This window comes from Stagnihabitans sp. (genome assembly GCF_964946895.1).
This window is the reverse complement of the sequence record NZ_CBBQHX010000004.1, coordinates 93,268-113,254: the sequence shown is the minus strand read 5'-3', so window position 1 is coordinate 113,254 and position 19,987 is coordinate 93,268. Positions and strand designations below refer to the sequence as shown.

The following is a 19,987-nucleotide window of genomic DNA, read 5'->3' as shown; positions in this document are numbered from 1 at the left end:
GTCAGCCGCCGAGGAAGTCGGTCTTGCCAATCTCGACGCCGTTGGAGCGCAGGATGTTATAGGCGGTGGCCATATGGAAGTAGAAATTCGGGATCGCGTAGCCTGCCAGATATTGCGGAGCCGGGAAGGTCAGTTCGCGCGGGCCGGCCTTGACCACGATGGTGCGGGCTTCAGCCCCTTCAAAGGCACCTTCCGGGATGGTCGAGATGAAGGCGATGGTCTTGGCGATCCGCTCCTTCAACTCGGCTACCGTGGTTTCGGTGTCCGCAAATGACGGCACGTCAACCCCGGCCAGACGGGCGGGTGCACCCTTGGCGTGATCACAAGCGATGGTGACCTGGCGCCAGAACGGCAGCATGTCGGCGATCAGCCGCAGTTGCGGGATGACATCCGGCTTGATCTTCTTGGCTTCGGCAAAGGCCTCGGCCTTGTCGAGGATTTTCGACAGCGCGGTCAGGGAATGGACAAACATCGGAACGGGGTTTTGCATGGATCAGCCTATGTGCGGGTTTGCGCGGCCACCAAGCCGCCAAACCGGACGAAAAGCAAGGGGTGCGGTTGGCCGCGCCGGACAACTATTTTGTGAAGGCCCGCGCCCCCTGCCGCGAAATCCTGTGCCGTATCGCACCGGGATCGTGCCGGTTCCTTTCCTTTGGCGTTGCCCCGCCGCCCGACGCGACAGGGCGACAGCCGTCAAACCCCCAGACACCAGCGCATGATGGCCTTCTGCGCGTGCAGACGGTTTTCGGCCTCGTCGAAGATCACCGAATGCGGACCATCCATGACGGCACTGGTCGCCTCGTCATTGCGATGGGCGGGCAGGCAATGCATGAACAGGGCATCAGGCTTGGCCTTGGCCATCAAGGCCTCGTTCACCTGATAGCCGCGCAATTGGTTGTGCCGACGCTCCTTGGCCGATTCGGGATCGTGCATCGAGACCCAGGTGTCCGTCACCACCAGATCGGCGCCCACCATGGCGCGGGACGGATCCCGCTCGATCTTGATGTCAGAGCCGCGGGCACGGGCGAAGTCGACGAACTTCTGTTCGGGATCAAGCGTTTCGGGGCCGGTAAAGGTCATGTCGAAGCCAAACTGGCCTGCCGCGTGAAGGAAGCTGGCGCAGACGTTGTTGCCGTCACCGGCCCAGACGACCTTGCGTCCGGCGATGGCGCCGCGATGTTCTTCGTAGGTCATCACATCGGCCATGATCTGGCAGGGATGGGTGCGGTTGGTCAGGCCGTTGATCACCGGAACCGTGGCGTGTTCGGCCATCTCCAGCAGCGTCGCCTCTTCAAACGTGCGGATCATGATCAAGTCGACATAGCGCGACAGGACACGGGCGGTGTCGGCAATGGTCTCGCCGTGGCCCAACTGCATCTCTTTGCCGGACAGGACCATGGTTTGGCCGCCCATCTGGCGCACGCCCACGTCAAAGGACACGCGGGTGCGGGTCGAGGGTTTCTCGAAGATCAGCGCCACCATGCGGCCCGCCAGCGGTTGTTCATCGTCGGCAGCGCCCTTGGGGCGGTTATGGCGCGCGATCTTCATGGCGCGGGCCTTGTCGATCATGTGCCGCAGGTCGTCGGCATCGGTTTTGTGCAGGTCAAGGAAATGTTTCATGGTCTTCTTTCTGGCAGAGGTCCGGCTTTTTTGCAGGCCGCCGGGGGTGTCACACCCCCGGACCCCCGTGGGATATTTGGGAACAAATGAAATCAGAAAGCGAGACTCGTCGGCGGCTGCGGTACTGGTGTTCCTGCATGGCCTGCATCAGGCGGCCTCGACTTTGAGGGCGGCTTGATTCAGAAGTTTCAGGGCCGTGTCGATATCAGCGTCCGGGATATTCAGCGCCGGCAGTAGGCGGATGACGTTGTCGGCGGCAGGGACGGTCAGCAGACCCTCCACGTAGCCTGCCTTGACGATATCTGTGTTGGTGGCCGTGCATTTCAGGCCGAGGATCAGACCCTCGCCGCGCACCGCCTCGAAGGTGGATGGATGGGCGGCGACAAGGCTTTCAAGGCCCTGCCGGAACAGCGCGGCCTTGCGGTTGACCTCGGCCAGGAAGGCATCATCCGAGATGATCTCCATCACCTTGGCGCCCACGGCACAGGCGAGCGGGTTACCGCCGTAGGTGGAACCATGGGTGCCCGCGATCATTCCGGACGCTGCGTTTTGGGTGGCCAAAACGGCGCCCAAGGGGAAACCGCCACCGATGCCCTTGGCAACCATCATGATGTCTGGCGTGATACCCGACCACTCATGGGCGAACAGCTTGCCGGAGCGGCCCATGCCACATTGCACCTCATCGAAGATCAGCAGGGTGCCGGTGCTGTCACAGAGGTCGCGCAGACCTTTCAGGCATTGATCCGGCACGATGCGGATGCCGCCCTCGCCCTGAACCGGCTCAATCAGGACGGCGCAGGTCTGATCGGTGATGGCAGCGCGCAGAGCGTCATGATCGCCCCATTTCAGCTGGCGGAAACCCGGCATCAGCGGGCCAAAACCCTTGACCATCTTTTCCGAAGCCGCCGCCGCAATGGCACCGGTGGAGCGGCCGTGGAATGCCCCTTCAAAGGTGATGATCTCCACCCGCGCGGGTTGACCTTTGTCGTAGTGGTACTTGCGGGCCATCTTGATGGCGAGTTCCGCCGCTTCAGTCCCCGAATTGGTGAAGAACACCGTATCGGCGAAGGTCTTGGCCACCAGCGCCTCAGCCAGCTTTTCCTGTTCGGGGATGCGGTAAAGATTGGAGACATGCCACAGCTTGCCCGCCTGTTCCGTCAGCGCCGCCACGAGTTGGGGGTTGGCATGGCCAAGCGCGTTGACGGCGATCCCGGCCCCCAGATCCAGATATCGTTTGCCATCCTCGGCAATCAGCCAAGAGCCTTCGCCCTTCACAAAAGCCATGGGCGCGCGGTTATAGGTCGGCAGGACGGGGGTGATCATGGGTCAGGTCCTATGAGATAAGGCCAAGGGGTGCCAAAGACAGGCGCAAAGGTCAACGAGGATCGGGGGGATGTGGCGACAATGTCCAGACACCGGGCCACGGCAGATCGGGCGCTTACGCGGTCAGGCGTCGGCGTCGGGGCAGCTGGAAAGGGATGCAGCGCGTGATCATGCGCGATGGCATAGGGGAGGCGCGGCCGCCTGTAAAGGGAAACCTGCCACCAGCAGGCAGTCCGGGCGGACACGCCGGGACGCGCCAAGCAGTGCCCGCCACCTTCGCCCGCCGCTCAGATCAGACTGATCAGCGTTCCTGTGCTGGCATCCAGCAGCTTCAGGTCGGTCAGCGCGCCCGCGTCCTGCAAGGTCCACAGCACCGGGCCACCGGCGCCGAAGTGGATCAGCACGTCGCTGACAGCCTCATTGCCAAGGCCGTGGACGGCGCGAATTTCCACCTGAAAACTGTCGCGCGTGACCGCTGCACCGTCATAGACGAGGAAATCCCCCTCGGTTGCCGAGAAATCCTGCACAATATCTCCGCCATGGTCGGCAACCCGGAAGATGAACCCATCCGCTCCGGCATCGCCCCACAGCAGGTCGATGCCGTCACCGCCCGCGATGAAATCATCGCCGGCACCGCCATGAATGCGGTCTGCGCCGGCCTTTCCTTCCAGCGTATCGCTGCCGGCACCGCCATCCACCGAGTCCTTGCCCGCACCACCCCAGATGCGGTCCGCACCGTCGCCGCCCAACAGCGTGTCATTGCCGGTGCCACCATAAAGCGTGTCATTGCCCGCCAATCCCATGACCAGATCCGCCGAGGCCATGCCATCGATCCGGTTGTTGCCGTCATCGCCGCTCAGCGTATCCGCGTGAAAACTGCCGCGCAGCGTGACCGAGGTGTCAAACTCCAGCACCAGGGTTTCGTGCGCGCCAAGCCCGGTCGTGTACAGTCCGTTGGACAGATAGGTTGCGATGGTCTCTCCGGTCAGCTTGACCGGCGCATCGGGTTCTTCCCAAGGGGCAAGTCCGGTCAGGCTTTTGTACACCCCGTCTGCCTTGGTCAGGTCGACCTGCATCAGCCGGGCAGAGCTGAAGTTGTAGTGATCCAGATACTTGCTGAGGTCCAGCTTCAGGGCCATCGTCTCGTCCATCAACGACGAGACGAAGACCACCGCCTTGCCCCCCCCCGAGAAGGCATGAATGTCGTAGTTGTCCGAAGTTACCGGTACCTGGGTGGCCTTCATGCCGATCAGGTCATGCGTCATGACTTGAAACAGCGTCCCCGCCGCCTGCAACTCGCCATGGAAATCGCCAAGGCTTGTGGCGTGATACATGGTCGACCAGAAATCCATCTGATCCACGCCGCGCGACACCATCGTCGTGAACATCTCCAGCAGGATCGGGATCTGTTGCAGACCGTAACTGTCGGCGTCGTTCAAGTTCACGTTCCACTCGGAGAACATCGAGTCCATCGGGCGTCCGGCCAACTTGCTCCACGCGTCCATCATGTCGACACTGTAGCCGATGGCGTTGGAGATGTTGGAATAGGTGTGATAGTTGGGTTTCCCGGGATTGGCACCCTCGTTGTAGTAGAAATGGCTGTCCACCGCCGTGACCGAGGCCAGTTCCTCCGCGTTGAACTCTGCCATCACCGCCTTGTTGCGGCTGGCAAGATCGGACAGCGACAGGCTGCCACCAACGCTTTGCCCCCAGACCTGAACAGCGACGTCAGGCTTGAAGGCCGCGTCCTGCGGATGCTGGGCGTAGTATTTGTCGATCTCCTGATGGGCAATCAGGGCGAGGGAACTGGCAACCCGGCCATATTCCTTGCTGGTCATGTAGGATTCGTATTCGTTGCCCAGTTCGAAGGTGGAAACGCCCTGCGGCCCGGCCTTGTCGAGGACATGGTCGATGAAATCCCGCACCTCGGCGATCTTGGATGCGTCGAAATCGCGGGAGCCATAGGCACCACTGGTCAACAACTGCTCGACCGGCAAATCAATGGTGGCTTTGGTGTTGGTGGCCTGACAGTAATCCAGAAAGCTGTCCGTGGTGATCAATTGCCGGATACTGCCGTCATCGGCAACTGCCGAGGTGGCATTGGGATTGGCATAGTCAAACAGCCGTTCCGTTTCGGCCCCACCCGGAAAGCGCACAACCTGTGAGCCGACCGCGGATTGGATCTCGTCAAACTTCTCCCATGGCTGGCTTCCAAAGCGTTCATAGCCCAGTACCAGATTGATGCCGAAGTTGGCGGCACTGATTTCGGTACCCTTGCCAGAAAGCGGAGCAACCATTGCCGTTTCAGTGATCATCGCATTGCCCCACGAGAGTCCATCGTTACGAGAGGCAATCTCGACCCACACCCGGCGCTCGGCGTGTCTCAATTGTGGCGCGGAGCGGGCCTGTCTTTAGACTTCGCTGAAAATGGTCCAGCGGATTTGAACACTGCGAGCAGGTCACGACCAACCGATTAAAATACCAATTCCGCTGATCGACAGGGCGCAGGCCTGCAAAGGTCGATCCTTGCGCCGGGGGCCGGTCCTGCTAATCTGCCTAAGACCAGCAGCGAGAGGGCGGCGTGAGGGCAGAGGCTGCGATGGACGGACAGACGGTTCTCGTCTCCAGCTTCCGCAACGAAGCGCCCTTCGTGCTGGAGTTCGTTGCCCATCACAAGGTGCTGGGCTTTGACCACATCGTGATCGCCTCCAACGACTGCACAGATGGCACGGCCGAGATTCTGGAGGCGCTGGACGCCATGGGCGTGATCCACCATGTGCCCTGCATCCCCCCGGCCAAGATCACGCCGCAGCACCACGCCTATGCCGAGATCAGGCGGCAACTGCCGATCGATGCCGCCGCGTGGATGATGATCCTTGACGCGGACGAGTTTCTGAACATCCACGCGGGGTCCGGTCGGCTGCAGGACCTGATTGCCGCGCAGCTGCCCGGCACCGATCTGGTGCTGATCAACTGGGCTTGCTTCGGTGCCTCCGGCCATCGGCGCTGGATCGACGCGCCGTCCTGTCTGCGCTTCACGCATCGGCTGCGGACCCTCAGCGGGGCGGGACTGGTGAAAAGCCTGATCCGTCAGCCGAAGGCGTGGCGGCAGTTCAGCAACCACCACCCCTACGCGCACACAGGCGAGGCCCGGGTGAAAGTGGCCTTCGCGGCCGGCCTCTGGTCCGAGGATATTGCCGCCGACGCCATGACCTTCGGCGCCTATCGCAATGTCAAACCGCAGGTCGGCAGTTTCCGCGTGGCGCAAATCAACCACTACGCCACCCGCACCGAAGACTCCTTTGACCTGCGCCGGGCGCGTGGTCGGGGCGCCGGGCTGACGGGCAAGGTCAATGACCGGCACAACGACGACTACTTTCGCCGCATGTCATCGGGCACGTTTCTGGACGACAGCATCTTCCGATATGCCGATGCCGTGTCCGCGCTGATCGCTCAATATTGCAGCGATCCCCGGTTGGCCCGGGCGCAGGCCGAGGGGCTTCGCCTTTATGACGCCGAAATTGCCAGATACTGGCAAGACCGCGGCGGCAGCTGACACCGCTTGCCGGACCGACACCGCAGATGTAAGGCACGGGGAAAAGGGGATTTATCGCATGGCACGCCAACAGCCGCGCACGGAAAGCCTGCTGTCGTGCAAGGCCCTTCCCATTCGCTATCTTGTCATCCCCAAGTGCGGATGCACCTTCGTCAAGAACCTGATCTGGCAGTTGGATCACGGGACCAGCTACGTCAATCCGCCCCGCGTGCATGAACGCACCCGCGATTTCGCCCGTCTGTCACAGTTCAACCTGTCGGTGGACGAGGTGCGGGCCGAGGAATACTGCTTTGCCGTCCTGCGGGACCCGGTTGACCGCTTCCTGTCCTTGTATTTCGACAAGGTCATCGGCGACGGCTACCGCAAGTTCGTACCGCTGCGTGCGATTTTGCGGGAAAATCATGCACTGGAAGTCGCGCCCGCCACCCCCGCCGACCACGTCCGCAATTGCCACATCCTCATCGACTGGATCGAAGAGAATATGACCAAGGGCAATGAAATCGGTCGTGACCCGCATTGGACGCCGCAGCATTTCCGGATGGAAACCATCCGTGCCTTTGACATGAAGGTTCTTCCCATCCATGGGCTGGATGCGCACCTGACATTGTTGTTGTCGGATGTTGTGCCAAACATAGCACAAATTCTTGAAAAACTGGAACGCTATGCGACCAATTCCAAGGAAATGAAAGATCGGGTGCTTGAACCTGCCTTGAAATCCCGCATCACCGAGGTTTATCAGCGCGACGCCGAGATTTATCAGAAATTACGCATAGTTTGGCGTGATATTGACCCAAAAACGTCAAAAGACATTCCGCGCGCCTCTGATCTGTTTGACTAAAATATGCATCGTCATCGCCGGATCAATCCGCGCCGCGCCCGCCTTGAAATTAGGGTTCTGTAAAGGTCGCTCCCGTAGTCTCAACCCCGGGTGAATGCGGGAGAGTGATGGTGTTGGGATTGTTGTTGATGGCCGGCATGGGATTTGCCGCGACCGCCATTATGGACCATCTGGATGAACAGCCGGTCGATGACACGCATGCGCAAGACGAAGAGGGGGCAAACGCAGCGCCGCATGGCTCGTTGCTGGACGAGCCTGAAGCCCATGCCGTGGACGACCATGTCCTGTCCGTCGATCATGCCGATGGGGGGCAAGCGGACTTTGGCACGCATTCCTTCTTCGATCACCTGAACAGCCACTCTGCCGCAGGCCACCATTCCGGCCATCACGCGCCGGGGCACCACGCCAACCACCATCCGGAACCTTCCCATGTCGGGCAGGTGCACCATCACGCCGCAGCACACCATCCGGCGCAGCACAGCTCTGCCAGCCACCGGCATTCCACGCCCGAAAGCGGTGCCGCGGGCCAGTCCCCCAACAAGGTCTTTGGCGGCGCGTCCAACGACACCCTGCAAGGGTCAGGCCACGCTGACCTGATGGAGGGGAATGGCGGCGATGATCTTCTGCACGGCCACGCGGGCGATGACCATCTGGTCGGCTTCGATGCAGGTCACGACACGCTGTTTGGCGGGGCAGGCAATGACAGCCTGCACGGCTACCTGGTGCAAAAGCAGCCCGGCGACCTGTCTTATGTGGTCGAGGATCATCAGGCCGATCATTTGCACGGCGGCGCGGGCAATGACGCCCTGTACCTTGGCAGCGATGACGTAGGCTCTGGCGGTCACGGTGCCGACAGCTTTCACGTCAGCTGGGACGTCGAACATGGTCACCCGGCCCAGATCACCGACTACAACCCCAAGCAGGACAAGATCTATGTGGAATTCACCTCAAACCACGCCGATGCCGGCATGACTGACATCAGGCCGGAAGAGCAAACCATCACCACCGAACCGATGGCCCATGGGGTGGGCACCTCGATCCTGATCAACGGGCAGGCGATTGCCCATGTGCTGGGTGCCACGCACCTGAAGGCCGCCGACATCGGGCTGATTCACGCCTGAACGGATCCCGGTCAGGCAGAACGCTTATTGCCCCAGCGTCTTGATGCGACCTTCCACCGTCGGCTTGATCGACCCGGCTTTCTGGACGTAGTCCATCACCACATTGGCCACCAAGGCGCCGGCACCGGTGTCGTTGATCAACTTGCCACCGCCAAGGTCGGTATAGCCGTCACCGCCGCCCAGCATGTAGTCGTTGATGGTGACCTTGTACAATTTGGCCGGATCCAGTGCCGCACCGCCAATCTTGACCTCGGTGACGCGCTTGCCCGGATCGGCCTTGGGGTCATAAACCAGCGTCAGACCAGAGACTTGCGGGAAGCGCCCCGCGCCTTTTTCAACCTGTGACACCCCGTTTTCCAAGGCCGCCAGCAACTGACTGCCCGGGATTTCAGTGACCGCGATCGTGTTGCCGAAGGGCAGTTCCGTCAGGATGTCGCGCCGGGTCAGCGTGGCGCCCGCGTCATAGGTCCGGTCGGCGCGGATGCCGCCACCGTTCATGATCGCCACGTCCGCGCCGGTCGCCATCCGCATCGCATCGGCGATCACATCCCCCATCGTGGACTCCTCGCCCCGCACCACGTTGCGCCGGCTGTCGAGCGCGGTTTCCGTCTTGCCGATCACCACGTTCAGCGTCGAATCCAGACCCTTCTGGAATTCATCGACCTTGGCCTGCGTCTCGGGGTCAGGCGTCACGGTGGTCGTGTCGATGAACCGGAAGCTGGGGACCCATTTGACCGTGCGCTTGCCGTCCTTATCGGCCACCGTCACCATCAGGTCCAGCGGCGACAGCTGCCGCGCGTCAATCGAGGTTTCGACATAGGCCGTGATCCCGTCGTAATAGGTCGCATAATTGTGGTCATCACCCGACAGAACCACGTCGAAGGCCTTGGAATGGATCAGTTTCAGGTCGTTGTAGACATCGGTCTGCACCACACCCACCACCAGATCCGCGCCATCTGCCCGCGCCTTCTTGGCCGCCGCGATCCCGCTTTCGACCGAAGAGGTGAACACCAGATCACCCGTATTGGCCACTTCGGGCGAGGTGTCCTGCCCCACCGGGATCAAGGCAATCTTGACCCCCGCCACCTCTTTCACCATCACACCGCCCAGACCTTCGACCGCCGAGCCGTCCTTGTTGGCGATGTTCACCGCCGCCCAAGGATACTTCGACGCCTTCAGCTTTTCGATGAAATTGGCGGGTCCAAAGTCGAATTCGTGGTTGCCGGGCACAGCCAGATCGAAGGGCACCAGATTTGTCAGATCAATCGTGTTCTGTCCCTTGTCGAACCCTGACAGCAACGAGGGCGACAGCATGTCGCCGTCAAACAGATACAGCGTGTTGGGGTTGGCCGCCCGCTCGGCCTTGGCCACCGCGTTCAGCCGGGCAAAGCCGCCCTGCTTGCCATCGCCGGCAAAGTTGTAGACGTCGCCCACGCCCAGAAGCGTGATCTTGACCGTGTCCGCCACCGCTGGCGCCGCGATCAGCGCGCACAGTGCGCCTGCAAGGATATTCCGGTTCGACATGAGGCTTCTCCCGTCATGGTTGCAGACCCACTCTGCGTTACAGTGCCTGAGTCTGTCAAAGACCCTGCCAGCCCCGTGCAACAAAGCGATGACCTTCGGTTGACCGGCGCGAGTGGTTGAGGCATCACCCAGCAAACCCCGCAGGAGGCCTGGCCCATGCTGATCTACAAAATCTTCCGCCGCCCCGAGTGGACCACGTTCCGCGACGCTGGCCAGACCGCGGGCGCGCCGATCGACGTGGCGGATGGCTACGTCCATTTTTCCACCGCCGCGCAGGTCGCCGAGACTGCCGCCAAGTATTTCGCGGGGGAAAGCGATCTTGTGCTGCTGGCGCTGGACGCCGACAAGCTTGGCCCGGCCCTGAGATGGGAACCCTCGCGCGGGGGTGCCCTGTTCCCCCACCTTTACCGCACCCTTTTGGCCGCCGATGTGCTGTGGGACAAAAGCCTGCCCTTGGGCGCCACTGGCCACATCTTCCCCGAGGGCGTGTTTTGACCCCGATTGAACGTCTGGGCCTGGCCCTGCTGCACAGGTTTGACCCCGAAACCGCGCATGGCCTCTCACTGTCCGCCCTGCGCGCGGGTCTTGCGCCGCTGCCCGGCCCCGTCACCACACCGCGCCTGAAGACGACACTTGCCGGGATGTCGCTGCCCAACCCAGTCGGCCTCGCTGCGGGATATGACAAGAACGCCACCGCCATCCCTGCCCTGTCGCGCGCCGGATTTGGCTTTATCGAGGTCGGTGCCGCGACCCCCCTGCCGCAGCCGGGCAACCCCAAACCCCGACTGTTTCGCCTGACGGAAGATAAAGCCGCCATCAATCGCTTCGGCTTCAACAATGAAGGGGCTGCCGCCATCGCCGCCCGCCTCGCGGCGCGTTCGCCCACCCAAGTCCCGGTCGGCCTCAACCTTGGTGCCAACAAGACCTCCACGGACCGCGCCGCCGATTTCGCGCAGGTGCTGGCGCTGTGCGGCCCGCATGTCGATTTCGCCACGGTCAACGTCAGTTCCCCCAACACCGAGAAGCTGCGGGACCTGCAGGGTCCTGCCGCCCTGGCCGCCCTGCTGGCGGGTGTGATGGAGGTGCGCGCGAACTTGGCACGCCCGATCCCGATTTTCCTGAAGATCGCCCCGGACCTGACCCCCGACGACCTCGCCGCGATTGCCGAAGTGGCCCTCGCCTCCGGCCTGTCGGGCATCATCGCCACCAACACCACCCTGTCGCGCGATGGGCTGCAATCGGCCCACAAAGGGGAAACCGGTGGCCTCTCGGGCGCGCCGCTGTTTGAAAGATCCACCCGCGTGCTGGCGCAGTTGTCCAAGCTGACAGAGGGTAAACTGCCGCTCATCGGCGTTGGCGGCATTTCGACCCCCGATCAGGCCTATGCCAAGATCAAGGCCGGGGCCTCGGCCGTGCAAATCTATACGGCCATGGTCTATCAGGGCCTGTCGCTTGCCGCCGACCTTGCCAAGGGCCTTGACGCCCTACTGGCGCGCGACGGTTACACCTCGGTCATGGCTGCTGTAGCCAGCGGGCGCGAAGCCTGGCTATAATCGCGGAACAAAAACGCCGCTGCCCCGTTGGACCAAACCCGTCCTGAAGGAGACCGCCATGCGCCGCCTTGCCGTGATCTGTCTTCTGACCCTGCTGGCCGTGCCCGCCACGGCCCAGACCAGTCTGCCGGATTATTCCGACAACCGCTCCACCGCCGCTGACGTCGTCCGCTCTCTCTACAACGCCATCAACCGCCACGAATACCTGCGCGGCTGGAGCTATTATCGCCCCGACGCCGCCCCGGACTATCATAGTTTCGCGGCAGGCTATGAAGACACTGACCATGTCGACCTCCGCCTTGGTCAGGTCAGCGAGGATGGTGCCGCCGGGTCCATTCACAGTCAGGTACCCGTGGCCCTGCGCGCCCTGTCGATGGAGGGGGTCATCACGGTCTACGAAGGCTGCTATCAACTGACGCAAGTCCAGCCCGCGGTTCAGGAAACCCCGCCCTTCCGGCCGATCATGATTGACTCCGGCCACTTCACCAAGACCGCCAAGACCTTTGCCAAGGCCATGGGCAGTTGCAACTGATCAGAAGGCCTTGAAGGTCATCGTCGTCAGGGTCCGCACGATATCGGGAATGTCGAACAGCCGTTCCTGCAGGTAATGGCCCACATCGGCGTCGTCGGGGATATAGACCTTGGCGATCAGGTCATATTCGCCACTGGTCGAGTACAACTCGCTGACCACCTCGCGGTCATAGATGGCGGTGGCGACGGCGTAGGTCTTGCCGGGGGTGCAGCGGAACTGGACGAAGACGGCGGTCATGGGGATCTCCTTCTGGGCCAGACTAGCTGACGCTTTCCTCCGGTTCCAGCCCTTCCAGCGTCAGAGGAGCCGGGCGCACGATCAGGTCCGACACTCCCAAAGCGGTCTTTGGCAGGGCAAGGCGGTTCCTCACCACCCAATGCAGCCGTTTTTCCGCACGGGTGATGGCCACATAAGCCAGCCGCTTCCACAAAGGCATGCCCGCCTCACTCCGCCCCGCTTGCGCCGCCGCCCAAAGGTCAGGCGCAAAGACCTGCACGTCCTCCCACTGGCTGCCTTGTGCCTTGTGAATCGTCACCGCCGCGCCGTGCAGAAAAGCCGCGCCCATATTGGCGGCCGAGGGGATGAAGGGCTCTTCCTCATCCGGCTTTTCGATCTTGATGATGCAGGCGGCAGAGACCTGAGGATCTTCCGCCCCCACCACATGCAGCTTGGCAAATCCGGGCTTCTTGCCCGGCCCAAGGTAGATCACCTGCGCGCCCTTGATCAGTCCGCGCGCTTCCAGATCAATCCGCTTCTTGCGGTGCTTGAGGGGCAGTTCGATGCCATCGCAAATCAGCGGTTCACCCGGCAAAAGCGCATCCTCGGGCGCACCATGCGCCGCCCGAAACGCCTGGATCAACTTGATCCGCGTCACATTGCGCCAGACCAGCACCGGGGACCGCGCCATCAGGTCGCTCGACACCCGTTCCGCCCACTGGATCCGGTCATCCTTGCGGGCGGCGTCCTGCACCATCTGCTCAAAGTCCATGAAGGACAGGCTGCTGTCGCCCAAGGCATGGGCCAGATCCAGAATCGGGCTGTCCTGGGTCTGCCGGTGGATCCGGCTCAGCACCATCTTGCGACCGTCGCCCAGCTTGTCGAACACCATCTCGCCGGACGTTCCAACCGGAGCCAACTGCGCCGGATCGCCAAACAACACCAGCGTCGGGAAGATCTCGCGCAGGTCATCCAGTTGCCGCTGATCCAGCATCGAGCTTTCATCGACAAAGCCCACATCCAGCGGCTCTTCGCGTCGCTTCCAACCCTTGATGAAATCGCTGCCGCGCAGACCCGCTGCCGCCAAAGCGCCGGGAATAGACGGCACCTGGCTGTAGAACGCATGGGCACGGTCCAAGGCCAGTTCCGTCAGCCCCTCGACGGCCGGGCGCGGCGCTTGCCCCGCCAGCCATTCCGCGATCTTCTCATACTGTGGGTCGTACAGCGGCGTGTACAAAATCCGGTGGATCGTCGTCGCCGGCACCCCGCGCAGCCGCAGGACCGAGGCCGCCTTGTTCGTCGGCGCCAGCACCGCCAACGAGCGCCGCTCTTTCCGCCGCCGGCCTTCGTAATCGCCCGAAATGATCTCGACCCCGGCCTCTTTCAAGGCGCGGTACAGGCTTGCCAACAGCATGGTCTTGCCCGATCCCGCCTTGCCCAGAACGGCCAGAACGGTTCCCTTGCCTTCAGCCTGCGGCACAAGGCCGCCGCTGCCAAGGTCAATGCCCATGGACAAAAGGTCAGCCGAGACACGATCATAAGCCTCGGCCTGATCGTCAGAGAAGGTTAGCGCGGGAACATCAGCCATGCCCCAACCTTAGGCGTTTCGCGCCGCCTAGGCCATAGCCCTAGTGGGTCGAACCGCTGCGTCGCGGCGGAACCTTGACCGGCGCGTTGTCCAGTGCAGCAACCTCCTGAGTTGCGACTTTCAGGGCCTCGTCAGCCTTGGCGGCAAGTGCCGGAAGCCCGTTCGCAGTCGCGAAAGACTTCAGGTCTTCCAGCACGTCGAAAATCCAGTCGTAGCCCATCAGCGCTCCGGGGAAAGGCGGCATTCACATCAAATGCCACTTTCATGATACCCGCACGCTCCGGATGAAATAACCCACGCGGCCTGCAACATACTGTATGTCAACAGGAAACGCCTAACGCTCGCGGCTCGCCTCCAGCGTGTCTTCGAATGTTCTGAGCCCGGTGCGCGGGGCTTGCACCAGCACGGCCATGTTACCCGGTTTGTGAACGTTCTTCAGCATCTTCATATGGGCGGCGGGGATTTCCGCCCAAGGGAAGACTTCCGACAGGCACGGGTCCAGCCGCCGCTCGATCATCAACTGGTTGGCCGCACTCGCCTGCTTGAGGTTGGCAAAGTGGCTGCCCTGCACGCGCTTCTGGTGCATCCACAGATAGCGCGCATCCAGCGTCAGGTTATACCCCGTCGTGCCCGCGCAGATCACCACCATCCCGCCCCGCTTGACCACGAAGACCGAGACGGGGAAGGTCGACTCGCCTGGATGTTCAAACACCAGGTCAACGTTGTTACCCTTGCCGGTGATATCCCAGATCGCCTTGCCGAACTTGCGGACCTCGTTGAACCATTCCTTGTAAGCGGGCGTGTTCACCGTGGGCATCTGGCCCCAGCACTTGAAATCCTTGCGGTTGATGACGCCTTTGGCGCCCAGCCCCATGACGAAATCGCGCTTGTCCTCGTCGCTGATCACGCCGATGGCGTTGCCGCCCGCTGTGTTGATCAACTGCACCGCATAGGACCCAAGCCCGCCCGAGGCGCCCCAGACCAGCACATTCTGCCCCGGCCGCAGCTCATGCGGTTTGTGACTGAACAGCATCCGGTACGCCGTGGCCAGCGTCAGCGTATAGCAAGCCGACTCCTCCCAAGACTGGTGCTGCGGCCGCCGCATCAACTGTTGCGCCTGCACCCTTGTGAACTGTGCAAAAGAACCGTCCGGAGTCTCATATCCCCAGATCCGCTGCGACGGAGAGAACATCGGGTCGCCGCCGTTGCATTCCTCGTCATCGCCGTCATCCTGGTTGCAATGTATGACCACTTCATCGCCGACCTTCCAGCGTTTGACCTTGTCGCCCACCCTCCAGACGATCCCCGCCGCATCCGACCCGGCGATGTGGAACGGTGCGCCATGCCCGTCGAACGGCGAAATCGGCGTCCCCAGACAGGCCCAGACCCCGTTGTAATTCACCCCCGCTGCCATCACCAGAACCAGCACTTCATGCGGGTCAATCGTGGGCGTCTCCACCACTTCCACCTGCATCGCGGTATCCGGCTCGCCATGCCGCTCGCGCCGGATCGCCCAAGCGTACATCTGCGCGGGAACATGGCCAAGGGGCGGCATCTCGCCCAGCTCGTACAGGTCCTTCACCGGCGCATCATAGGCCAGTTTTTGTGAATCGAGCGCCATGAGGGGCCTCCCAAAGACATGCCGCACCGCAGAATCGCGGGACGTGATGGCACCGGGATATAAAGTTGCGCGCAAGATTGCAATACAATCCTGCGCGATTTTGTAATTTTATGTCTGCCGCGGCGCGGCGAAGATCAGTTGAAGGTGACGGTCGAGGTCGTGCAGACGTCCACGTTGCTGTCAACCAGCGAGGTGCCATCGGTAAAGACGGCCTTGAAATCGAAGTTGCAATAGCCCGAACCATCGTCAAAGTTGATGTTCACGGAACTGCCCGCCGGCAAAACATCGGCGCCAAGGATATCTTCCTGCCAGGTGTCGGCACCGGCGTTGGAGCCGTAGAACTCCCGGATCGCGGTGTTGGTGTTGTTGACGATCGTCACATGGCGATCCGCCGAGGTGGTTGTCGTTGTGGTGTCGTCGCATGCTGTCAATGTCAGTGCGCCAAAGCCAAGAAGAAATGCTGTCATCAGTTTCACGTTGTAAAATCCCCTGTGCGTTGCTCGGCCAATCGCCGATGCCCCAAGGCTAAAGGGCAGGAATCGCAGGATCAACCTTTCGTGAGAGCCATCAGCGCTAAAGTGTCAGCCTCTGTTGCACAGAAGCGGCGTAAAACTGCAAAAGCAGATGCTGCGCAGCAATGGGCCGCAGATCCGCGCCCACAATGCCGCGCGCTCTCAGGGCTGACAGCCCCTCGTCCACCGTCGCCTCGATGCCCTGAGGCGCCAGTTTCAGTTCCGCCCCCAGCGCGGCCAGCCGATCCTGCAGCGCCGCAGCCCGCGCCAGAAGCCCGGGCCTGCCCCCCTCGCCCTGCTGCAGGGCTGCGGCGACCAGCGACACCGGCACCACCGGCACCACCCGGGCAATCGCCGCCATCAACCGCAAGCCCAAGCCCTCGGCCGAGGCCTCCGGCACCTCTGCCAGATACGCCCGCAACGAGATCGGTGCCCCGAACGACGCCGCCGCCGTGCCAAACCCCCGAAAGCGACGCAAGGCAAACCGCAGCACAGCCAGCGCCCCGAACCACAGGGCACTCAGCGGGTTGACGCGAAAGCGCCGCTCGCCACTGGCGGCCGCCGCTGTCAGCACCCCATCCTCCAGCACCCGGTCGTAATTCAGGCCCACCGGCACGAAGACCACATCGCGCCCCCCCGGTTCAAACCCCGTCATGATATACGACAGCAGCCCCAACCGCGCCGCGCCAACCCGGCCATCCAGGCTCAAGCCACCCTCGGGGAAGATCGCCTGCGTGATCCCCTCCGCCGTGGTCATCTGCACATACCGGGCCAAAACCCGGCGGTAGAGCGTGTTCTTCGACCCACGCCGGATGAAATAGGCCCCCAGCGCCCGGATGAACCGCGAAAACGGCCAGATCCGCGCCCATTCCCCCACCGCATAAGAGATCGAGGCGCGACCGGACACCAGCCAGGTCACCAGCACGTAATCCATGTTGGACCGGTGGTTCATCACGAACACCACCGTCGCATCGGGGTCAATGTGCTGCAAAGCCCCATCAATCCGGCCAAACCGCACCCGGTACAACCGCCGCGTCAGCCACTTCGCCAGGCGGATTGCCACCCCGAAATACAGCGTCGTCGAAAATCCCGGCACAATCTCGCGCGCATAGTGCCGCGCCTCTTCAAACGAGACCGAGGGCGGAATCCCCTCGGACGCAGCATGTTCCGTCACCGCCGCCAGCACCTGCGGATCATAGACCAGCCGGGCAATCCGATCCTGCCGCTCTGCCAGCTTGAAGATGTCGATGGGCCGGTCCAACTTTTCGTTCAGTCGTGCCACCCAACGCTCCATCCGGCGGCGAAAGAACCAACGCACGGACGGGAACAGGAAATTCGACGCAAACGAGGTCGCGGCAAAGGCAAGGATCAGGATCAGCAGCCACAGCGGCACAGGGATATTCTGGGTCATGTGCCTTCATGCCACGCCCCGCCCCCCTTCGCAATTTCCCCTCTCCGCCGCATTGCAGCGAATTGACACTTGCCGAAACTTGCTGCTATGCCGCACATGACGCAATAAAATTGCGACACCGATTCATGAGGCCACCCATGCCGACACCGATGCAACCGCAGAAAGACCAACCCTGGCTGTTCCGCACCTACGCGGGCCATTCCACCGCGGCGGCCTCGAACGCGCTGTACCGTGGAAACCTCGCCAAGGGGCAAACCGGTCTTTCCGTCGCCTTCGACCTGCCGACCCAAACCGGCTACGACAGTGACCACATCCTGTCGCGCGGCGAGGTTGGCAAAGTTGGCGTGCCGATCGGCCATCTGGGCGACATGCGGGCGTTGTTCGCCGATATCCCCCTAAGCCAGATGAACACCTCGATGACGATCAACGCCACCGCCCCGTGGCTGCTGGCGCTGTATGTTGCGGTGGCCGAGGAGCAAGGCGCCGACATAGCCACCCTGCAAGGCACCGTGCAGAACGACATCATCAAGGAATACCTGTCGCGCGGCACCTATATCTGCCCGCCCGCGCCCAGTTTGCGGATGATCACCGACGTCGCCGCCTACACCGCCAAGGCGCTGCCGAAGTGGAACCCGATGAACGTTTGCAGCTATCACCTGCAGGAAGCAGGGGCGACGCCGGAACAGGAACTGGCTTACGCCTTGGCCACCGCCATTGCCGTGCTGGATGACCTGCGGGCCAAAGTCGCCCCCGAAGACTTCCCCGCCATGGTCGGCCGCATCTCTTTCTTCGTCAACGCCGGCATCCGCTTCGTCACCGAACTCTGCAAGATGCGCGCTTTTGTCGAGATGTGGGACGACCTGTGCCTCACCCGCTACAACATCACCGAAGAACGTCACCGCCGCTTCCGTTACGGCGTGCAGGTCAACTCCCTTGGCCTGACCGAACAGCAGCCCGAAAACAACGTCGCCCGCATCCTGATTGAAATGCTGGCCGTCACCCTTTCGAAAAACGCCCGCGCCCGCGCCGTGCAGCTGCCCGCCTGGAACGAGGCTTTGGGCCTGCCCCGCCCATGGGATCAGCAATGGTCCCTGCGCCTGCAACAGATCCTCGCTTACGAAACCGACCTTCTGGAATTCCCCGACCTCTTCGACGGCAACCCCGCCATCGACGCCAAGGTGCAGGCGCTGAAAGCCGCCGCCACCGAAGAACTGGCGCAGATCGAAGCGATGGGCGGTGCCATAGCTTGCATCCCCCACATGAAATCCCGTCTGGTCGAGGCCAATTCCGAACGCCTTGCCCGGATCGAGCGGGGCGACCAAGTGGTTGTCGGCGTCAACCGCTACCGCGAAGCAGAACCCTCCCCCCTCACCACCGGCATCTCCTCCATCCTCGCCTCCGACCCCGAGGCCGAGGCTGACCAGATCACCCGCCTGCACCATTGGCGCACCACGCGCGACGGCGTCGCCGTCAACCGCGCCCTGACCGCGCTGCGCCAAGCCGCCATCAGTGGCGAGAACATCATGCCCCCCTCCATCGCTGCCGCCAAAGCCGGCGTCACCACCGGCGAATGGGGTGCCGCCATCCGCGCCGCCTTTGGCGAATACCGCGCCCCGACCGGCGTCTCCAAATCCCCGTCCAACCGGACCGAGGGCCTCGATGCGATCCGCGCCGAGGTCGACGCCGTCTCCACCCGTCTTGGCCGTCGCCTGAAATTGCTGATCGGCAAGCCCGGCCTCGACGGCCATTCCAACGGCGCGGAACAAATCACCGCCCGCGCCCGCGATTGCGGCATGGCGATCCACTACGATGGCATCCGCCACACCCCCGCCGACATCATCGCCCAAGCGATTGAGGAAAAGCCCCACGTCATCGGCCTGTCCATCCTGTCCGGCAGCCACATGCCACTGGTCGAAGACGTGCTGACCGGCTTGCGCGACGCCGGCCTGCACATCCCCCTCGTCATCGGCGGCATCATTCCGGACGCCGACGCCGCCTCACTCAAGGCCCTTGGCGTCGCCGCCATCTACACGCCCAAAGATTTCGACCTGAACCGCATCATGGCGGATATCGTTCGACTTGCGGACAAGACCCCCGTCGCAGCCTGACGAAAACACATCATTCCCGCACTTGGTTTGCGCTAAGTCAAGGCGGCCCGGCGCGACACCCGCCACAAAGCCTCCATACCCAATGGAGGCCCCCATGTTCGAACGCATCAAATCGCTGCTGGAACGCTGGCACGACGTCAAGGAAATCAACGAGTTGTCCGAGCGCGATCTGGACGACCTCGGCATGTCGCGCGAGCAGGTGCAGGCCTTTGCCCGCATGCCCCGCGATATCGGAGAGCGGGTCAAGCACATGGCCGCGATCTTCGGCATCTCGGATGCCGAACTGCAGGTCAACCACGACGCCTATCTTGATATCCTCTCGACCTGCGGCAACTGCCGGGATCGCGCCAAATGCGCACATCTTCTGGCACGCGGTGCCGATGCCTCGCCGCTGGAAGCCGAATTCTGCCTGAACTACGACACTTTCACCGCCCAAGCCGAACAACCCCTCGCCTCGGCGTGAC

General features: G+C 62.5%; 19 protein-coding genes. 8 read left to right on the top strand and 11 right to left on the bottom strand.

What is annotated here, in order from left to right:
- Position 1 precedes the first annotated feature (1 nt).
- From AC1Y2B_RS03955 to AC1Y2B_RS03940, 4 genes are all read right to left on the bottom strand, one after another.
- Complete coding sequence (locus AC1Y2B_RS03955) at positions 2 to 490, bottom strand: DUF1993 domain-containing protein (protein WP_482251755.1); 489 nt, start codon at positions 488 to 490, stop codon at positions 2 to 4.
- A gap of 203 nt (positions 491 to 693) precedes the next feature.
- Positions 694 to 1,620: an ornithine carbamoyltransferase gene (gene argF / locus AC1Y2B_RS03950; protein WP_482251754.1), complete on the bottom strand. Its 927-nt coding sequence runs from the start codon at positions 1,618 to 1,620 to the stop codon at positions 694 to 696.
- Positions 1,621 to 1,767: 147 nt separating this feature from the next.
- Positions 1,768 to 2,943, bottom strand: a complete 1,176-nt coding sequence (locus AC1Y2B_RS03945) for an acetylornithine transaminase (RefSeq protein ID WP_482251753.1) — start codon at positions 2,941 to 2,943, stop codon at positions 1,768 to 1,770.
- A 287-nt stretch (positions 2,944 to 3,230) separates the two neighbouring features.
- Positions 3,231 to 5,240 carry a calcium-binding protein gene (locus AC1Y2B_RS03940; RefSeq protein ID WP_482251752.1) on the bottom strand — a complete coding sequence of 670 codons (2,010 nt, stop codon included), beginning with the start codon at positions 5,238 to 5,240 and terminating at the stop codon, positions 3,231 to 3,233.
- Between the two features lie 302 nt (positions 5,241 to 5,542).
- Between AC1Y2B_RS03940 and AC1Y2B_RS03935 the strand changes: the two genes are divergently transcribed.
- From AC1Y2B_RS03935 to AC1Y2B_RS03925, 3 genes are all read left to right on the top strand, one after another.
- Positions 5,543 to 6,499 carry a glycosyltransferase family 2 protein gene (locus AC1Y2B_RS03935; protein ID WP_482251751.1) on the top strand — a complete coding sequence of 319 codons (957 nt, stop codon included), beginning with the start codon at positions 5,543 to 5,545 and terminating at the stop codon, positions 6,497 to 6,499.
- A 58-nt stretch (positions 6,500 to 6,557) separates the two neighbouring features.
- Positions 6,558 to 7,337: a sulfotransferase family 2 domain-containing protein gene (locus AC1Y2B_RS03930; RefSeq protein ID WP_482251750.1), complete on the top strand. Its 780-nt coding sequence runs from the start codon at positions 6,558 to 6,560 to the stop codon at positions 7,335 to 7,337.
- A 110-nt stretch (positions 7,338 to 7,447) separates the two neighbouring features.
- Positions 7,448 to 8,458 (top strand): hypothetical protein, encoded by a 1,011-nt coding sequence (locus AC1Y2B_RS03925; protein WP_482251749.1) that lies wholly within the window; start codon positions 7,448 to 7,450, stop codon positions 8,456 to 8,458.
- A gap of 24 nt (positions 8,459 to 8,482) precedes the next feature.
- On the opposite strand, the gene AC1Y2B_RS03920 is transcribed toward AC1Y2B_RS03925, so the two are convergent.
- Positions 8,483 to 9,982 (bottom strand): bifunctional metallophosphatase/5'-nucleotidase, encoded by a 1,500-nt coding sequence (locus AC1Y2B_RS03920; RefSeq protein ID WP_482251748.1) that lies wholly within the window; start codon positions 9,980 to 9,982, stop codon positions 8,483 to 8,485.
- 156 nt (positions 9,983 to 10,138) lie between these two features.
- On the opposite strand from AC1Y2B_RS03920, the gene AC1Y2B_RS03915 reads away from it, so the two are divergent.
- From AC1Y2B_RS03915 to AC1Y2B_RS03905, 3 genes are read left to right on the top strand one after another with little or no spacing between them, the layout of a single operon-like run.
- A complete protein-coding gene (locus AC1Y2B_RS03915) occupies positions 10,139 to 10,477 on the top strand; it encodes a DUF952 domain-containing protein (RefSeq protein ID WP_482251747.1) in 339 nt (112 codons plus the stop codon).
- Positions 10,474 to 11,535 (top strand): quinone-dependent dihydroorotate dehydrogenase, encoded by a 1,062-nt coding sequence (locus AC1Y2B_RS03910; protein ID WP_482251746.1) that lies wholly within the window; start codon positions 10,474 to 10,476, stop codon positions 11,533 to 11,535. The genes AC1Y2B_RS03915 and AC1Y2B_RS03910 overlap by 4 nt, the downstream gene beginning before the upstream one ends.
- Before the next feature lie 58 nt (positions 11,536 to 11,593).
- Complete coding sequence (locus AC1Y2B_RS03905) at positions 11,594 to 12,067, top strand: hypothetical protein (protein WP_482251745.1); 474 nt, start codon at positions 11,594 to 11,596, stop codon at positions 12,065 to 12,067.
- Here the strand turns inward: AC1Y2B_RS03905 and AC1Y2B_RS03900 are convergent, their stop codons facing one another.
- From AC1Y2B_RS03900 to AC1Y2B_RS03875, 6 genes are all read right to left on the bottom strand, one after another.
- Complete coding sequence (locus tag AC1Y2B_RS03900) at positions 12,068 to 12,304, bottom strand: Lrp/AsnC family transcriptional regulator (protein ID WP_482251744.1); 237 nt, start codon at positions 12,302 to 12,304, stop codon at positions 12,068 to 12,070.
- 22 nt (positions 12,305 to 12,326) lie between these two features.
- Positions 12,327 to 13,871 (bottom strand): ATP-dependent DNA helicase, encoded by a 1,545-nt coding sequence (locus AC1Y2B_RS03895; protein WP_482251743.1) that lies wholly within the window; start codon positions 13,869 to 13,871, stop codon positions 12,327 to 12,329.
- A gap of 40 nt (positions 13,872 to 13,911) precedes the next feature.
- On the bottom strand, positions 13,912 to 14,091 hold the full coding sequence (locus tag AC1Y2B_RS03890) for a hypothetical protein (RefSeq protein WP_482251742.1): 180 nt from the start codon (positions 14,089 to 14,091) through the stop codon (positions 13,912 to 13,914).
- A 114-nt stretch (positions 14,092 to 14,205) separates the two neighbouring features.
- A complete protein-coding gene (gene ccrA, locus AC1Y2B_RS03885) occupies positions 14,206 to 15,492 on the bottom strand; it encodes a crotonyl-CoA carboxylase/reductase (RefSeq protein ID WP_482251741.1) in 1,287 nt (428 codons plus the stop codon).
- A 134-nt stretch (positions 15,493 to 15,626) separates the two neighbouring features.
- A complete protein-coding gene (locus AC1Y2B_RS03880; protein WP_482251740.1) occupies positions 15,627 to 15,959 on the bottom strand; it encodes a hypothetical protein in 333 nt (110 codons plus the stop codon).
- Positions 15,960 to 16,065: 106 nt separating this feature from the next.
- Positions 16,066 to 17,415 (bottom strand): 1-acyl-sn-glycerol-3-phosphate acyltransferase, encoded by a 1,350-nt coding sequence (locus AC1Y2B_RS03875; RefSeq protein WP_482251739.1) that lies wholly within the window; start codon positions 17,413 to 17,415, stop codon positions 16,066 to 16,068.
- 125 nt (positions 17,416 to 17,540) lie between these two features.
- On the opposite strand from AC1Y2B_RS03875, the gene AC1Y2B_RS03870 reads away from it, so the two are divergent.
- Both AC1Y2B_RS03870 and AC1Y2B_RS03865 read left to right on the top strand, forming a co-directional pair.
- A complete protein-coding gene (locus AC1Y2B_RS03870) occupies positions 17,541 to 19,523 on the top strand; it encodes a methylmalonyl-CoA mutase family protein (protein WP_482251738.1) in 1,983 nt (660 codons plus the stop codon).
- 94 nt (positions 19,524 to 19,617) lie between these two features.
- Complete coding sequence (locus AC1Y2B_RS03865; protein ID WP_482251737.1) at positions 19,618 to 19,986, top strand: DUF6455 family protein; 369 nt, start codon at positions 19,618 to 19,620, stop codon at positions 19,984 to 19,986.
- Position 19,987: the final 1 nt, after the last annotated feature.